The 15,707-nt window shown below is 61.3% G+C and carries 13 protein-coding genes; 3 read left to right on the top strand and 10 right to left on the bottom strand.

The window, feature by feature from the left end; translation table 11 throughout:
* From K5E37_RS03140 to kdpF, 5 genes are all read right to left on the bottom strand, one after another.
* On the bottom strand, positions 1–2,500 hold a 2,500-nt coding region (locus tag K5E37_RS03140), incomplete at its 3' end, for a sensor histidine kinase KdpD (RefSeq protein WP_221533127.1).
* A gap of 34 nt (positions 2,501–2,534) precedes the next feature.
* Complete coding sequence (gene kdpC, locus K5E37_RS03145; protein WP_221533128.1) at positions 2,535–3,080, bottom strand: potassium-transporting ATPase subunit KdpC; 546 nt, start codon at positions 3,078–3,080, stop codon at positions 2,535–2,537.
* Between the two features lie 57 nt (positions 3,081–3,137).
* Positions 3,138–5,195, bottom strand: coding sequence for a potassium-transporting ATPase subunit KdpB (gene kdpB, locus K5E37_RS03150; protein WP_221533129.1), 2,058 nt, complete (start codon positions 5,193–5,195; stop codon positions 3,138–3,140).
* A gap of 10 nt (positions 5,196–5,205) precedes the next feature.
* Positions 5,206–6,900, bottom strand: a complete 1,695-nt coding sequence (kdpA, locus tag K5E37_RS03155; protein WP_039770510.1) for a potassium-transporting ATPase subunit KdpA — start codon at positions 6,898–6,900, stop codon at positions 5,206–5,208.
* 8 nt (positions 6,901–6,908) lie between these two features.
* Complete coding sequence (gene kdpF, locus K5E37_RS03160; RefSeq protein WP_007950940.1) at positions 6,909–6,998, bottom strand: K(+)-transporting ATPase subunit F; 90 nt, start codon at positions 6,996–6,998, stop codon at positions 6,909–6,911.
* 417 nt (positions 6,999–7,415) lie between these two features.
* Between kdpF and eat the strand changes: the two genes are divergently transcribed.
* Together eat and K5E37_RS03170 are read left to right on the top strand one after the other, a co-directional pair.
* On the top strand, positions 7,416–8,780 hold the full coding sequence (gene eat / locus K5E37_RS03165) for an ethanolamine permease (protein ID WP_221533130.1): 1,365 nt from the start codon (positions 7,416–7,418) through the stop codon (positions 8,778–8,780).
* A 119-nt stretch (positions 8,781–8,899) separates the two neighbouring features.
* Positions 8,900–9,067, top strand: a complete 168-nt coding sequence (locus K5E37_RS03170; protein ID WP_007950938.1) for a DUF2897 family protein — start codon at positions 8,900–8,902, stop codon at positions 9,065–9,067.
* A gap of 46 nt (positions 9,068–9,113) precedes the next feature.
* Here K5E37_RS03170 and K5E37_RS03175 read toward each other — a convergent pair whose 3' ends face one another.
* The gene (locus K5E37_RS03175; protein WP_085683455.1) at positions 9,114–9,965 is read right to left on the bottom strand and encodes a DUF1989 domain-containing protein; all 852 of its coding nucleotides are present in this window, start codon (positions 9,963–9,965) and stop codon (positions 9,114–9,116) included.
* Between the two features lie 175 nt (positions 9,966–10,140).
* Between K5E37_RS03175 and K5E37_RS03180 the strand changes: the two genes are divergently transcribed.
* On the top strand, positions 10,141–10,698 hold the full coding sequence (locus K5E37_RS03180) for a TetR/AcrR family transcriptional regulator (RefSeq protein WP_221533131.1): 558 nt from the start codon (positions 10,141–10,143) through the stop codon (positions 10,696–10,698).
* Here the strand turns inward: K5E37_RS03180 and fabF are convergent.
* The 4 genes from fabF to K5E37_RS03200 form a co-directional block, all read right to left on the bottom strand.
* Positions 10,695–11,969 carry a beta-ketoacyl-ACP synthase II gene (gene fabF, locus K5E37_RS03185; RefSeq protein WP_221533132.1) on the bottom strand — a complete coding sequence of 425 codons (1,275 nt, stop codon included), beginning with the start codon at positions 11,967–11,969 and terminating at the stop codon, positions 10,695–10,697. The two genes, K5E37_RS03180 and fabF, sit on opposite strands and share 4 nt — an antisense overlap.
* Before the next feature lie 32 nt (positions 11,970–12,001).
* Complete coding sequence (locus K5E37_RS03190; protein WP_085607194.1) at positions 12,002–12,796, bottom strand: SDR family oxidoreductase; 795 nt, start codon at positions 12,794–12,796, stop codon at positions 12,002–12,004.
* Between the two features lie 217 nt (positions 12,797–13,013).
* The gene (locus K5E37_RS03195; RefSeq protein WP_085607196.1) at positions 13,014–13,349 is read right to left on the bottom strand and encodes a ComEA family DNA-binding protein; all 336 of its coding nucleotides are present in this window, start codon (positions 13,347–13,349) and stop codon (positions 13,014–13,016) included.
* A 110-nt stretch (positions 13,350–13,459) separates the two neighbouring features.
* Positions 13,460–15,454, bottom strand: coding sequence for a nucleoside-diphosphate sugar epimerase/dehydratase (locus K5E37_RS03200; RefSeq protein ID WP_221533133.1), 1,995 nt, complete (start codon positions 15,452–15,454; stop codon positions 13,460–13,462).
* Between the last annotated feature and the right edge of the window lie 253 nt (positions 15,455–15,707).

The raw sequence follows: 15,707 nt of genomic DNA on the forward strand, positions 1-15,707 counted from the left end.
GCCCGCCCCGATCCCCCCGGGCGGCGGTGTAGAACATGTCGAAAATCTTCGCCCGCTCATCGACCGGAATCCCCGGCCCTTCATCGCTGACCGAGAAAAACACCTCGCTGTCATCCGCCCCGGCGCGCAATTGCAGACGGCCGTGGGATGGCGAGAAGCGGGCGGCGTTTTCCAGCACGTTCACCAGCGCCTGCTCGATCAGCGCGGCATGCACGTACAGCAGCGGCAACTCGGCCGGTACATCGGTGCTCACTTGCAGCGACGACAACACCGCCCGCAGGCGATTGAGCGCACTGCCGACGATGTCTGCGGGCGACACCCAGTCCCGCGCCAGCTTCAGGGCGCCGTGGCCGAGACGGGTCATGTCCAGCAGGTTCTGGATGTAGCGATCGAGACGCTCGGCCTCATCGCGAGTGCCTTCGAGCAATTCGCGGCGATCCTCCAGCGGGATCGCTTCGCCGAGGGCCAGCAGGCTGTCGATGCTGCCGCGCATCGAGGTCAGCGGCGTGCGCAGATCGTGGGACACCGAGGCCAGCAAGGCACTGCGCAACTGTTCGGTTTCGCCGTGCAGACGTGCGGCTTCCAGGTCATCGGCCAGTTGTGCTCGGGCCAGTGCTTGAGCCAAAGGCTGACTCAACGCGGTCAGCAAACGACGACGTTGGCCGCTCAGGGTCTGGCCCTCTTTGGCGCACACACCGAGCAGCGCCAGCGGTCCGTCCTCCACCGACAGCGGCCACCACCACCAGCGCCCGAACGGCAACGTGCCGGTGCCCATGCCCGCCGGTTGATCGTGCTGCCAGGCCCAGTCAGCGGCGGCGCGCTCGGATTCAGTGAATTGCAGCGGCCCGCCGGTTTCGACTTTCCAGCCGCCCTGCCCGTCGCGATTGAGCAGGCACAGTTGCAGATCGCTCCAGCCATTGAGGTGTTGGGCTGCGGCGCTGACCACGGCCTGGCGATCTGTTGCGGCGGTGAGTTTGCGCGACAGGTCGAGCAGCTCGGTAGTCTCTTCCTGGGTATCGCGCAGCGCCTGCAATTGCCGCCGCTGACGCGCCGCGAGGTTGCCGGTGAGCGCCGCCATCAGCAGAAAGAACAGCAACGTCAGCACGTCTTCTTCGCGCTGGATGCTGAAGGAGAAATTCGGCGGAATGAACAGAAAGTCGTAGGTCAAAAACGACAACGCCGCACAGGCCAGCGCCGGGCCGAGACTGCTACGCACTGCCACCAGCAGCACCGCCGCAAGAAACACCAGCGAGATGTTCGGCAACGGCAGCACGCTGGACACCGCCCAGGCCAGCGCACTGGCCAACAGCGTGGCCACCAGCGCCAGCGCATAGTCGAACCACACCAGCGTCGGCGCTACACGCGGGCGCGCTTGATGCTGTTCCTGATCACTGTCCAGCACGTTGATTTCCAGACCATGGGCCTGACGCAGCAAACGCGCCGCCAGCCCACCACCGAACAGACGCCTGCGCAGGCGCGGCCGCGATTGACCGACCAGCACCAGACTCGCCCGACGTTCAGCTGCATGCTGGATCAGGGTTTTCGCCACTTCGCCGGCCCGTAGCAACACCACTTCGCCGCCGAGGCGTTCGGCCAGTTGCTGGGCGCTTTGCAGGCGCAGCCGCGATTGCTCGTCGCGCACACTGCCGTTGTCGACGTGCACCAGACTCCACGGCAAATGCCTACGCTGGGCGACCCGACTGGCGTGGCGCACCAGCCGTTCGGCCTGGGCATCGCCATCGACGCCAACCAGCAAGCGCCCGCGCACCGCCGGCGCGGCCTGGCCGAGCTGGCGATAGCCTTGAGCGAGATCGTTATCGACCTGCGCGGCAGCGGTCTGCATCGCCAGTTCGCGCAGCGCTGTGAGGTTGGTCTGGGTGAAAAATGCATCAATCGCGGCGCGCGCCTGCTCCGGTACGTAGACCTTGCCTTCGCGCAGGCGCTCGAGCAGTTCGCGGGGCGGCAGGTCGATCAGCAGCAGTTCGTAGGCTTCCTGCAACACCCAGTCCGGCAGGGTTTCGCGCACCTGCACACCGGTGATGCCACGCACCTGATCGTTGAGACTTTCCAGGTGCTGGACGTTGACCGTGGTGTACACGTCGATGCCGGCGGCGAGCAGTTCCTGAATGTCCTGCCAGCGTTTGGCGTGGCGACTGCCGGGGGCGTTGCTGTGAGCCAGCTCGTCGACCAGCACCAGTTTCGGCTTGGCGGCGAGCAGGCCGTCGAGGTCCATTTCCTCCAGCGTCACGCCACGGTATTCCGAGCGCACCAGCGGCAGTTGCGGCAGGCCGCCGAGCAGCGCTTCGGTTTCGGCGCGGCCGTGGGTTTCAACGACCCCGGCGATGACTTTCACGCCCTGACGCAACTGGCTGTGGGCGGCCTGCAACATCGCGTAGGTCTTGCCCACGCCTGGCGCTGCGCCGAGAAAAACCTTGAGCCGGCCGCGTCCGTCGCGGGGCAAGTCTGCTAACAGCGCGTCGGCGCGGCCGGAGTCACTCATGCTTGAAGCTCTCTCTTCCTGATGTGATCGCGATTCACAACTTTTCCAGCGCCATGTTCAGCGCCAGCACATTCACCACTGGCGGGCCTACCAGCGGCTGTTCGATGTGCGTGTCGAGCAGTTGCTGCAGGGTCGCCACCGGCAGATTGCGCGCTGCCGCGACACGCGCCAGTTGATAGGCAATCGCGGCCGGTGGCAAGTGCGGATCGAGACCGCTGCCGGAGGTGGTCAGCAGCGCCAACGGCACCGGGCCCTGACCGGGAACCTGCAACTTGTTGGCGTCATCGATTACCCGAGTGGCCAGCGCCGGATTGCTTGGCGACAGGTTGCTCGCACTGCTCGACACGGTTGCAAAGGCACCGGCTGATGGACGTGGATGGAACCAGGCATCGCCGACAAAATCCTGAGCGATCAGCGACGAGCCGCGCACCTTGCCTTCGGCATCCCGCACCAGGCTGCCGTTGGCCTGCTCGGGGAAGGCGACTTGCGTGACGCCCGTAACTACCAGCGGATAGGCAACGCCGGTGACCAGGGTCATCAGCACCAGCAGGCTCAGGGCCGGACGTAACATTGTGGACATTTCAAAATCCTCGAATTCGTGCTTGAAGCGGTGTGCCCGGCACACCGCTGTTCAGGTTCAAACCAGATGCAACGCCGTCAACAGCATGTCGATCGCCTTGATCCCCACGAACGGCACCAGAATCCCGCCCAGGCCATAGATCAGCAGATTGCGACGCAGCAGCGCCGCCGCACTCGCCGCCTGCACCCGCACGCCACGCAGGGCCAGCGGAATCAGCACCACGATAATCAAAGCGTTGAACACGATGGCCGACAGGATCGCGCTCTGCGGGCTGCTCAAATGCATGATGTTCAGCACGCCCAGTTGCGGGTAGATCGCGGCAAACAACGCCGGCAGGATCGCGAAGTACTTGGCCACGTCGTTGGCGATGGAAAAGGTCGTCAGCGCGCCGCGAGTCACCAGCAATTCCTTGCCGATCTGCACCACGTCCAGCAGTTTGGTCGGGTCGCTGTCGAGGTCGACCATGTTGGCCGCTTCACGCGCGGCTTGTGTGCCGTCGTTCATCGCCATGCCGACGTCAGCCTGGGCCAGCGCCGGGGCATCGTTGGCGCCGTCGCCGCACATGGCGACCAGACGACCGTCGTTCTGCTCGTGACGGATGCGCGCCAGTTTTTTCTCCGGTGTCGCTTCGGCCAGCACGTCGTCGACGCCTGCTTCAGCGGCGATCGCGGCAGCGGTCAGCGGGTTGTCACCGGTAACCATCACCGTGCGAATCCCCAGCTTGCGCAGCTCGGCGAAACGCTCGCGGATGCCCGGTTTGACCACGTCTTTCAGATGGATCGCCCCGAGCAGTTTGCCGTCGGCACAGACCAGCAACGGCGTGCCGCCGCTCTGGGCGATCTTGTCGATTTCCCGGGACAGCGCCGGGGCCAGATCCTTGCGTTGTTGACCGAGGAACGCCAGCAGCGAATCCACCGCGCCCTTGCGAAATACACGGCCCTGATAGTCGACACCGGACAAGCGGGTTTCGGCACTGAACGGTACGGCGGTCAGGGTGTCCGGCGAAGGTTCCGGCTGCGGATTGGTGCCGCGCAGGTACTCGACGATGGACTTGCCTTCGGCAGTTTCGTCAGCCAGCGAGGCGAACAGCGCGCCTTCGGCCAGCTCACGGGCGTTCACACCCGGCGCGGCATATACCGCGCTGCAACGACGGTTACCGAAAGTGATGGTGCCGGTCTTGTCCAGCAGCAACACGTGCACGTCACCCGCCGCTTCCACTGCACGACCGGACTTGGCGATCACGTTCAGACGCACCAGGCGATCCATCCCGGCAATACCGATCGCCGACAGCAGACCGCCGATGGTGGTCGGAATCAGCGTGACCAATAACGCCACCAGAAACACCAGCGGCAGGCTGCCGTTGGCGAAGTGGGCGAACGGCTGCAGGGTCACGACCACCAGCAGGAAGATCAGGGTCAGGCCGATCAGCAGGATATCCAGCGCGACTTCGTTCGGGGTCTTCTGGCGTTTGGCACCTTCGACCAGCGCGATCATCCGATCCAGAGTCGATTCACCGGGGTTGGCGGTGATCTTCACCAGCAGCCAGTCGGACACCAGCCGGGTGTTGCCGGTGACGGCGGATCGGTCGCCACCGGACTCGCGGATCACCGGCGCCGATTCACCGGTGATCGCCGCTTCGTTGACCGCCGCGATGCCTTCGATGACTTCGCCGTCACCGGGGATCATTTCCCCCGCTTCGACGCGCACCACATCGCCCTTGCGCAAGCTGGTGGCCGGTACGACCTGGAAGCTGCCGTTGGCCAGTTTGCGGCGGGCGCTGAGGCCTTCGCTGCCAGCCTTGAGGCTGTCGGCGCGGGCCTTGCCGCGACCTTCAGCGAGCGCTTCGGCGAAGTTGGCGAACAGCACGGTGAACCACAGCCACAGGGCGATTTGCGCGGCAACGAAAGTCGGCACGCTGCTGTCGGGAATGAAGCACAGCACGGTGGTCAGGATCGCCGTCAGTTCGACCACCAGCATCACCGGCGAGCGCTGCAACTGGCGCGGATCGAGCTTGACGAACGCTTGCACCAGCGCCGGACGCCACAGGGCGCTGATCGCGGTTTTCGCTTGTTCCGGCGCCTTTACGGCGGCGGGTTTGATTGCGGGCATATTCATCATCAGCTCCTTAGAAGCCCATGCTCAGGTGTTCAGCGATAGGGCCCAATGCAAGGGTCGGCAAGAAGGTCAGGCCGCCCACCAGCAAAATGGTCACGGTCAACAGGGTCACGAACAGCGGACCGTGGGTCGGGAAGCTGTTCTGGCCGATCGGTGCGGTTTTCTTCATCGCCAGGCTGCCGGCCAGGGCCAGTACCGGGAGGATGTAACCGAAGCGACCGATCAACATGCCCAAGCCGAGCATCAGGTTGTGGAACGCGGTGTTGGCGCCGAAGCCGCCGAACGCCGAACCGTTGTTCGCGCTGGCCGAGGTGTAGGCGTAGAGCAATTGGCTGAAACCGTGCGGGCCGGGGTTGCTCACCGCCGCCACCGGGCCGGGCAGGCTCGCGGCAATCGCGCCCAGCACCAGCACGCCGACCGGCATCACCAGCAGGGTGACGACCAGCAGCTGTACTTCACGGGCCTGGAGTTTTTTGCCGAGGTATTCCGGCGTGCGACCGATCATCAGGCCGGCGAGGAACACCGCGATCAGCACGTTCAGCAACATGCCGTAGAGCCCGGCGCCGACGCCGCCGAAGATCACTTCGCCGACCATCATGTTGACCAGCGCGACCATGCCGCTGAGCGGGTTGAGGCTGTCATGCATGCCGTTGACCGAACCGTTCGACGCCGCCGTGGTGGTCACCGACCAGAGCACGGTGGCGGTGGTGCCGAAGCGCGCTTCCTTGCCTTCCAGCGGCGCGGTCTGTTCGACGGCGACGTTGTTCAGCGCCGGGTTCGGCTGATACTCGGCCCACAGTGAAGTGGCGCCGCCGATGATGAACAGCGCGAGCATGCAGCCGATGATGGCGCGGCTCTGGCGCAGGTCCTTTACGTAGTGGCCGAAGGTGAACACCAGCGCGACCGGGATCAGGATGATCGACGCGACTTCGAACAGGTTGCTCCACGCGGTCGGGTTCTCGAACGGATGCGCCGAGTTGACGCCGAAGAAACCACCGCCGTTGGTGCCCAGTTGCTTGATCGCAATCTGGCTGGCGGCCGGGCCGAGCGGGATGACTTGGTCAACTCCCTGCATCGTCACAGCATTCACGTATTGCGCGAAGGTTTGCGGCACGCCCTGCCACACCAGGTACAGCGCCAGCAGCAGGCACAACGGCAGCAGGCCGTAGAGGGTGGCGCGGGTCATGTCGACCCAGAAGTTGCCGAGGGTCTTGGTGGATTTGCGCCCGATGCCACGGCACAGCGCAACCAGCACGGCGAGGCCGGTAGCGGCGCTGACGAAGTTCTGCACGGTGAGGCCGACCATCTGGCTCAGGTAGCTGAGCGACGCTTCGCCGCTGTAGGCCTGCCAGTTGGTGTTGGTCATGAAGCTGACGGCGGTGTTGAACGCGAGGGTCCACTCCTGGCCCGGCAGGTTTTGCGGGTTCAGTGGCAGGTGATCCTGGAACAGCAAGATCGCGAACAGCAGCAGAAAACCGGCGAGGTTGAACGCCAGCAGCGCCAGCGTGTATTTCTGCCAGCTCTGTTCGTCCTGCGGATTGACCCCGGCGATGCGGTAACAGCCGCGCTCGACCGGGCCGAGAATCGGCGTCAGCCAGGTGCGCTGACCTTCCATCACCTTGTAGTAGAAGCGCCCGAGGAACGGCGCCGGCAGCAAGACCACCGCGAAGAATGCGAGGATCAGCCAATAGTCATAACTGTGCATAGCCGCTCCTAAGTCCGATCCGCGCGCAACAGCGCAACCAACAGATAAATGAACAGCCCCACTGCCAGCAGCAGTGACACCCCGTCCAGAACGCTCATGGAAGATCTCCGTGTTACGGCGTATTGCCGCGTGTGGAGGCATTGTCGGAAAGGAGGCTGTAAAGGAACGAGAGCGAGGGTGCGCGCGGGGCATAAAGAAAGCGTAAAGAGTGGGTTTACGCGGGCGTTACAGGTGAGTTTTGTGTTGTATGGGCGGGCCTCTTCGCGGGCAAGCTCGCTCCCACATTTTGAAATGCGCACGTCCGGACACCGGTGACACCTGTGGGAGCGAGCTTGCTCGCGATAGCGGCATTCCAGACAACATCGCACCCAACTGGCGCACAACAATGCAGCCATCAAGCAGCGAACATCCCCGATACGACAGCTTTCAGCCCATTACGACCCGCCAATACAAAATGGCACGCCCACTGCACACGCCCTTCCCCGAGCTTTCCAAACCGTTCAGGGAGCAAACGCATGAACACACAACTCAAACCCACGCTGGGCACGTTGCACCTGTGGGGCATCGCGGTGGGGCTGGTGATTTCCGGGGAGTATTTCGGCTGGAGTTATGGCTGGGGCGTCGCGGGAACACTGGGCTTTCTGGTGACCTCGTTCATGGTCGCGACCATGTACACCTGCTTCATTTTCAGCTTCACCGAACTGACCACGGCGATCCCCCACGCGGGCGGGCCGTTCGCCTACAGTCGCCGGGCCTTCGGTGAAAAAGGTGGATTGATCGCCGGACTGGCGACACTGATCGAATTCGTTTTCGCCCCGCCGGCGATTGCCCTGGCGATTGGTGCGTATCTGAACGTGCAGTTTCCGGCCCTCGATCCGAAACACGCGGCGGTCGGTGCGTACATCGTGTTCATGGGTCTGAACATTCTTGGCGTGAAACTGGCCGCGACCTTCGAGTTGATCGTGTGCGTGCTGGCCGTCGCCGAGTTGCTGGTGTTCATGGGGGTGGTCGCACCGGCCTTCAGCTTCAGCAACTTCGCACTGAATGGCTGGGCCGGCTCGGACGTCTTCGGTGCACCGGCGATTGCCGGGATGTTCGCGGCGATTCCGTTCGCGATCTGGTTTTTCCTCGCCATCGAAGGCGCGGCCATGGCCGCCGAAGAAGCCAAGGACCCGAAACGCACAATTCCCAAGGCTTACATCAGCGGCATTCTGACCTTGGTGTTGCTGGCGATGGGCGTGATGTTCTTCGCCGGTGGCGTCGGTGACTGGCGCACGCTGTCGAACATCAACGACCCGCTGCCACAAGCGATGAAAACCGTGGTCGGTGACAACTCCGGCTGGCTGCACATGCTGGTCTGGATCGGTCTGTTCGGGCTGGTGGCGAGTTTCCACGGGATCATTCTTGGCTACTCGCGGCAGTTCTTCGCCCTCGCCCGCGCCGGTTACCTGCCCGCCTCGCTGGCGAAGCTGTCGCGCTTCCAGACCCCGCACCGCGCCATTATTGCCGGCGGCGTGATCGGTATCGCTGCGATCTACAGTGACGGCCTGATCAACCTCGGCGGCATGACCCTCACTGCCGCGATGATCACCATGGCCGTTTTCGGGGCGATCGTGATGTACATCATGAGCATGCTCAGCCTGTTCAAACTGCGTAAATCCGAACCCAATCTGGAGCGCACCTTCCGCGCGCCGTGCTATCCGCTGATTCCATTGATCGCACTGGTGCTGGCCGTGGTGTGCCTGGTGGCGATGGCCTGGTTCAATGCGCTGATCGGGCTGATCTTTCTCGGCTTCATGGCGGTCGGTTTCGGCTACTTCCTGTTGACCGGCCAATTGCGCGCCAACGCCCCGGCAGACGCCATGCTCACCGGACTGTAAACCGCGACGGGCATAACCGGCCTAGAATGGAACCACTGCGAATGCACTTCGCTCAAAGTGGTATGCAGCGTTGCACGGCGAAACCCTCGCCCGTCGACCTGCCTTTAAGGAGAGCCGTTATGCCCTGGTATGCCTGGTTGATTCTGGTCGTTGCAATCGGCTCGATCGTCGGCGGTCTGATGATGTTGCGTGACACCGCCAACAAGGTCGAACTGACCGATGAACAACGCAAGCGTGTCGCTGAACGCAATGCCGAAGCGGACATCAAGGACGCGCAGGACCGCTGAACGAAAAACCCCGCCTGAATCGGCGGGGTTTGTTTTTTTGTGGCGATTACTTTTCCCAGTCGGCCTTGGCAATGTGCAAGCCATGCAGGCCTTTGTACGCCGCACGTTCCGGCTGGCTCCAGCCTTCGAGCAGCGCATCGTCCAGACGATAGATTTCCACGCCGAGCGGGCGGCATACGGTCAGCGGGTCCTGCGCATCCGGCCCCCACATCGCCAAAGACAAGTCACCACCCGGACAGGTCGACAACGCGCACAGCAAGTCGATTTCGGCAAAGAACTCCAGATAATCGCCCTTCTGCGCCGGACAGGCCTTCATGAAATACAGGTCATCGTGATTCAGGCCGGTGCACTGGAAGATGTTCAACACGTCATGCACATCGAACTCGGTCAGGCCATGGGGCAAGACGGCGCGGGTCAGGTTGGAGTGGCAGTGATGATGAAAATCCTCGCCAGTGAGCATTTTGTTCACATAGGGATCGCAGCGCGTGCCGAGCAAATCGTGCAGGCGCCCGCCGTGCTCGTCGATGCCATAGTCGGCCAGGCTGTCATCGGTGATCGTCACCAGCGGACGCAGAAAAGGCAGGTTCGACCACAACCGGTCATGGGTGCTGACATGCGCGCCCTGCAGCTGCCGGGTGCGCGCCGCCCACATCCGTTCACGCGGATCGTGTGCGTTCCACACATTGAAATCGCCCACTTGGGGCCCGACCGGTGTGGTGACACGAAACACATGCCCTGCCGGAACATGCCAGGCGCGACCGGTGCGGATCGGCACCTCAAATTGTTCGATCAGCGTGCGCCCGTCCTTGCGATCGCGAATCCGTTCGTAGAAAGGTGTATTGACCTGTAACGCCGAGCCTTTGCTGACCTGATAGGCGGCCGGGTAGTCTTTGTACATGATTCTCCTGCTCCTCAAGTGATGGCAACTTTGCAAGCTGCAACCACTATCCGTGCCAACCGTTGATGGCTGTTACGAACATGTCGGAGTCACCGGACGTTTTTTTAGAAGTAGAAGTACAGTCACCATTCAATTTGCATTGGTTAAGATGGCGATCTTGTTGCGGAGAGTTTAAATGCGTTACTCGCAGGATCATAAAGCCCAGACCCATCAGCGCATCATCAAGGAAGCGTCCGAGCGGTTTCGCAAGGACGGTATTGGTGCAACCGGTCTGCAACCATTGATGAAGGCGCTGGGCCTGACCCATGGCGGCTTTTATTCGCATTTCAAATCGAAAGACGAGTTGGTTGAAAAAGCCCTGCAAGCGGCCGGCGATCAGGTTGCGGGATTGTGCGAGGAGCTGTTCGCCCAGGAAAAACCACTGGAAGCCTTCATCGATACGTACCTCTCCGAATGGCACCAGACCTCTCCTCATGAAGGCTGCCCGCTGCTGACCATTTCATCCGAGCTTGGGCTACGCGGCCAGCCGAGTCCGACCAGCGATGAAGTGCTCCAGGCGCGTCTGGATCAAATCCAGAGCACGCTCGAAGGCGATAACGCCGCCCAACGCAGCATCGTCATCATGTCGACGCTGGTGGGCGCGCTCCTGCTCTCGCGCAGTGTTGCGGATGCCGAATTTGCGCAGCAGATCCTCGACGTCACCCGCGAACATCTCAAGCGCTCCGAAGACTAAGCCTGCCAGCGCCTGAACAGCACGCTGGCATTGACCCCGCCGAAGCCGAACCCGTTGGACAACGCATACTCGATCGGCATCGACCGCGCCTGACCGTGGACGATGTCCACGCCTTCGCTCGCCGGATCGGGATTTTCCAGGTTGAGGGTCGGCGGAACGATCTGATCGCGGATCGCCAACAGCGTGAAGATTGCTTCCAGACCTCCCGCCGCACCGAGCAGATGCCCCGTCGCGGATTTGGTCGAGGTCACGGCGATTGCTTTTTGCGCACCAAACACCGACTTGATTGCAGCCAACTCACCGAGGTCGCCCACCGGCGTCGAGGTTGCATGCGCGTTCAGATGCTGCACCTGATCCGGCGTTATACCGGCCTGAGCCAGCGCCAATGTCATCGCCCGTCGGGCACCGCTGCCATCCTCCGGCCCGGCGGTCAGGTGATAGGCGTCGGCGCTGGTGCCGTAACCGACCAGCTCGACCAACGGCTGTGCACCGCGCGCCAGCGCATGCTCCAGCGACTCGATCACCAGCAGCCCGGCGCCCTCGCCCATCACGAAACCGTCCCTGCCGCTGTCGAACGGGCGTGAAGCGCGTTCAGGCGTGTCGTTGTAGCCGCTGGACAAGGCCCGCGCCGCCGCAAAGCCGGCGAGGCTTACTCGATCGATTGATGCCTCGGCACCGCCACACACTGCAATATCGGCCTCACCGGCGCGAATCAGCCGCGCCGCGTCACCAATCGCCTGCACGCCAGCGGCACACGCGGTGACCGGCGCACCAAGCGGACCCTTGAGACCGTGCTGGATCGAGACATGCCCCGCCGCCAGGTTGACCAGAAACGAGGGAATGGTGAACGGCGACAAGCGTCGCGGGCCTCGGCTGTCGGTGGTGCGCACCGCATCGGCAATCGCACCGAAGCCGCCGACACCGGAGCCGATGATGGTCGCGGTGCGCTCCTGAGCGTGGGGCTCGGTCGGGTGCCAGCCGGCCTGTTCAAGCGCCTGACGGGCTGCCTCCATCGCGAACAGAATGAACCGATCCATTTTCTTCTGTTCTTTGGGCGGCGTGGCGCGATCCGGATCGAAACCCGCTTCGGCGTCCTCCTCCATCGTCGGCACCACGCCGCCGACCCGGGTCGGCAGATCGGCAATTACCGCTTCCGGCAGATTTCGCAATCCCGAACGCCCGGCCAACAAGCGCTGCCAGACGACTTCGACGCCGCTTCCCAAGGGCGATACCAGGCCCATACCCGTGACAACTACTCGACGCTGATCCATATCGGGTTGACCTCTCGTGACTCAAAAGACTTTTACTTGTAACGGCTGGCCGCCGAACTGTGGGACAGGTTGGGCGCCATCACGTGACGGGCGGCGACGAACGCTTGCCACTCGCCCGCATCGGGCAGCGAAGGAATCGTGACGAGCTCGCCCTGATCCAGACCGGACAGCGCGGCATCGACCATCTCGCCCGCCTCCATGACCATTTCCGCCGGAATGCCGCTGGCATCGAAACCGGAGCGCTCCCAGATTTCGGTGCGAGTCACACCGGGCAATACCGCTTGCACCTTGACCCCGGTGCCTTCGAGTTCGGTATTGAGCGATTGAGTCAGGCTCAGCACGTAAGCCTTGCTGGCGCTGTAGGTGGCGTTGAAACGCTCGGGGAACAACGCCACCACCGACGCAATGTTGATGATCGTGCCACGCCCGGCGCGGGTGAACGCAGAGGCTGCTGCGGCTGCCAGCCGGGTCAGCGTGGTGACGTTCAACTGGATCAGTTGCTCCAGCACCTCGGGATCGGCATTGGCCAGCAAGCCGTTTACCGCTACGCCCGCATTGTTGACCAGCAGGCTGATACTGGAGTCGCTGCGCAGGCGCTGCTCAAGCTTGAGCACTTCATCCTTCTGGGTCAGATCGGCCTTCAGCACTTCGACCTGAACGCCATGTGCGTCCCGTAGCTTGCTGGCCGCGGACTCCAGACGCTCCTGATCGCGAGCTACCAGCAACAGATCAAAACCACGTGCCGCCAACCGCTCGGCATACACCGCACCGATGCCGGAAGAAGCGCCAGTGACCAGCGCCGTGCCTTGGGATTTCGGGGAATTCATGACGGTACTCCTGGAATGCATGAGAAATGAGCGACCGCTGAAAAGCAGAGGGCTTCAGTGGCGACTGAAATTATTATAGGCATAATCTGAAACCAATATGATAGCCGTAATTTTCTATTTTCCGACGGAAAGGCTGTAGCCCTTCTGCAACGCTTGAAGGAAGCGGGAAGCAAAAAGGGCCGGTCAATGACCGGCCCCTTGGCGTTGAACAATCAGCTTAGTTCACTTCCAGCTTGTCGCGATTGCGATCCAGGATCGCCTTGCCAATCCCCTTCACTTCCAGCAGCTCATCCACGGACGCAAAAGGCCCGTTTGTTTCACGATAAGCAACAATCGCTTTCGCCTTGGCCTCGCCCACTCCTGCCAGTTCCTTTTGCAGAGTGGCCGCGTCGGCACCGTTCAGATCGACCTTCTGATTTTCAGAAGTGGCTGACGCGCCCATCACCACGGGCACCTTGTTCGCTTCGGAAGTAGCCAGAGGCGCAGCAATGGCGGCAATAGAGGCGCTAGTCAGCAAGGCAAAAATCAGGGAGTAGAAATATCCGGTACGCATAAGTGACGCTCCATCATCAATTGAGAAAGCAGCTTTTCCGAAGCTGCTCTCCAAACTTAGGCGATGATGGGAGCCTGTCAAAAACGTGTCCGTTACAGGATGTGAAACAATCAGGGTTCGAGGCGACGCTGCTGATAGATCCAGTCAACGATTTCCCCGTCCGGCGTATAACCGCTGACCGTTTCGCGCAGAATCTGGCGAACCCGCGAATAATCATCATTGTTCACGGCACCGAGCAACTCGCTCAACCTGCCCTTCAGCACATCCCAGGCCAGATGATCTTCATTGGCCGTCATGATCATTGGATGGGGCGTGGCAGCGACATTGTCGCCAATCAACAATTCCTCGTAGAGCTTCTCGCCGGGACGCAGGCCAGTGAATTCGATGGAAATATCCCCTTGCGGATTTCTCTCCGAGCGAATGCTCAAACCGGACAGATGGATCATCTTCTCTGCCAGTTCGACGATCCTTACCGGCTCCCCCATGTCGAGAACGAACACATCACCGCCCAGCCCCATGGACCCTGCCTGAATCACCAGTTGCGCAGCTTCCGGAATCGTCATGAAGTAGCGAGTGATTTTCGGGTGGGTAACCGTCAACGGACCGCCGGACTTGATCTGACTGTGAAACAGCGGGATCACCGAGCCGGACGAGCCCAGTACGTTGCCGAAACGGACCATGGTGAAGCGGGTTTTGTTGACCCGGGAGACATTGGCCTTGTCGCGAAACAGGACGGGGGCGATTTCGCGACTCAAGGCTTGAAGAATCAATTCGGCCAAACGCTTGGTGCTGCCCATCACGTTGGTGGGCCGGACAGCCTTGTCGGTCGAAATCAGCACAAAGTTCGAAACCCCTGCCTGCAATGCGGCTTGAGCCGTATTAAGTGTTCCCATCACATTGTTCAGCACGCCTTCGGCAATGTTGTGCTCCACCATCGGCACATGCTTGTAAGCGGCAGCGTGGTAGACCGTGTCCACGCTCCAGGTCTTCATGACATCCAGTATTTTTTCCGGGTGGCGAATCGAACCGAGAATGGGCAGCAACTTTGTCGATACCGACTCGCGATCCGCGCGTTGCTCCAATTCGGAAAGAATGCTGTAAAGGTTAAATTCGCTGTGCTCGAACAGCAAAAGCGATTTTGGCCCCAGTGAAAAGATCTGCCGGCATAACTCGGAGCCTATTGACCCGCCCGCCCCCGTCACCATCACCGTTTTGCCCTTAATGCAACGCTCAAGCAAATCATGCTGCGCCGGGACCGCGTCCCGCCCGAGCAAGTCCGCGATATCGACTTCCTGAATGTCGTCGACCTTCACGCGACCGCTGGCCAGGTCGGTAAAATTAGGAACACTGCGCACGTGCAAAGGAAAACCCTCCAGCATATTGAGGATTTCCCTGCGTCGAGCACGGGTCGAAGACGGCAGTGCCAGCAAAATTTCTTGCGCACCGGTGACGTCAATCATTTGTTGAATATGTTTGGGTTTATAGACCTGGAGACCGGAGATTGAGCGGTCCGAAATTCCTGAGTCATCATCGATAAAGGCTACGGGACGCATCGCCCTTCCCATGCGCAATGCAGCGACAAGCTGATTGCCAGCTACGCCCGCCCCGTAGATAGCGACTTTGGTCAACCCATCATCGCGATTGGCAAAAGGAACGTGCTGAGCGGCGGTGAACCAGTCCCCCATGAAGTACTGGCGCATGCAGAGACGAAGCCCGCCGATGATCACCAGGCTGAGCCACCAGTAATTGAAGATGATCGAGCGCGGCACGATGGCTTCGTGATTACTGTACCAATAGACCACCAAAGCCAGGATCAGCGAGGACAGACTGACTGCTTTAATGATCACCACCAGCGCGTCATTACCGAAGTAACGCATCACTGCCCGGTACATGCCGAACCGGATGAACAGAGGAATGGCGACGAGCGGAGCACAGACAAACAACCACAAGTGCACTTTCAACGGATTGACCATCTCGTCGATACCCAGACGGACGATAAACGCCAACCACAAGGCTACCCAGACGAGCAAAACATCTGTAAGCACCTGAATCAATCGCTTCTGGCGGCGCGGTAAACCCAGCAAGAACTCGCGCATTCTGTCCATATTCCCCTGTACCAATCTGGCCTGCTCCCTTTGGTTAATCGGCGGGTACATTGTACGGAGGTAGTGAACTTCGTTACAGAAAAAAGAATGTGATGAGGACGTTCCCCCTCAAGAGCCGCCATCACTGAGTCTTACGGTGATCTCACCGCCCCCATTTGTTTATCACCCGTCACCTGCACCATGCGATGTCTGTGCTGCGACATCATGGTCGAGTGAGTATACTGCGCAACAAATTTCCTGCACCTCGCCACCG

Origin of the sequence: Pseudomonas sp. RIT778 (assembly GCF_019718735.1) — a bacterium.
Classification (GTDB): domain Bacteria; phylum Pseudomonadota; class Gammaproteobacteria; order Pseudomonadales; family Pseudomonadaceae; genus Aquipseudomonas; species Aquipseudomonas aphyarum.

What these genes read in the sequence shown, in the direction of transcription:
- kdpC (WP_221533128.1), bottom strand. Translation starts at nt 3,080, where the DNA reads ATGTCCACAATGTTACGTCCGGCCCTGAGCCTGCTGGTGCTGATGACC.
- kdpB (WP_221533129.1), bottom strand. Translation starts at nt 5,195, where the DNA reads ATGAATATGCCCGCAATCAAACCCGCCGCCGTAAAGGCGCCGGAACAA.
- kdpA (WP_039770510.1), bottom strand. Translation starts at nt 6,900, where the DNA reads ATGCACAGTTATGACTATTGGCTGATCCTCGCATTCTTCGCGGTGGTC.
- kdpF (WP_007950940.1), bottom strand. Translation starts at nt 6,998, where the DNA reads ATGAGCGTTCTGGACGGGGTGTCACTGCTGCTGGCAGTGGGGCTGTTC.
- eat (WP_221533130.1), top strand. Translation starts at nt 7,416, where the DNA reads ATGAACACACAACTCAAACCCACGCTGGGCACGTTGCACCTGTGGGGC.
- K5E37_RS03170 (WP_007950938.1), top strand. Translation starts at nt 8,900, where the DNA reads ATGCCCTGGTATGCCTGGTTGATTCTGGTCGTTGCAATCGGCTCGATC.
- K5E37_RS03175 (WP_085683455.1), bottom strand. Translation starts at nt 9,965, where the DNA reads ATGTACAAAGACTACCCGGCCGCCTATCAGGTCAGCAAAGGCTCGGCG.
- K5E37_RS03180 (WP_221533131.1), top strand. Translation starts at nt 10,141, where the DNA reads ATGCGTTACTCGCAGGATCATAAAGCCCAGACCCATCAGCGCATCATC.
- fabF (WP_221533132.1), bottom strand. Translation starts at nt 11,969, where the DNA reads ATGGATCAGCGTCGAGTAGTTGTCACGGGTATGGGCCTGGTATCGCCC.
- K5E37_RS03190 (WP_085607194.1), bottom strand. Translation starts at nt 12,796, where the DNA reads ATGAATTCCCCGAAATCCCAAGGCACGGCGCTGGTCACTGGCGCTTCT.
- K5E37_RS03195 (WP_085607196.1), bottom strand. Translation starts at nt 13,349, where the DNA reads ATGCGTACCGGATATTTCTACTCCCTGATTTTTGCCTTGCTGACTAGC.
- K5E37_RS03200 (WP_221533133.1), bottom strand. Translation starts at nt 15,454, where the DNA reads ATGGACAGAATGCGCGAGTTCTTGCTGGGTTTACCGCGCCGCCAGAAG.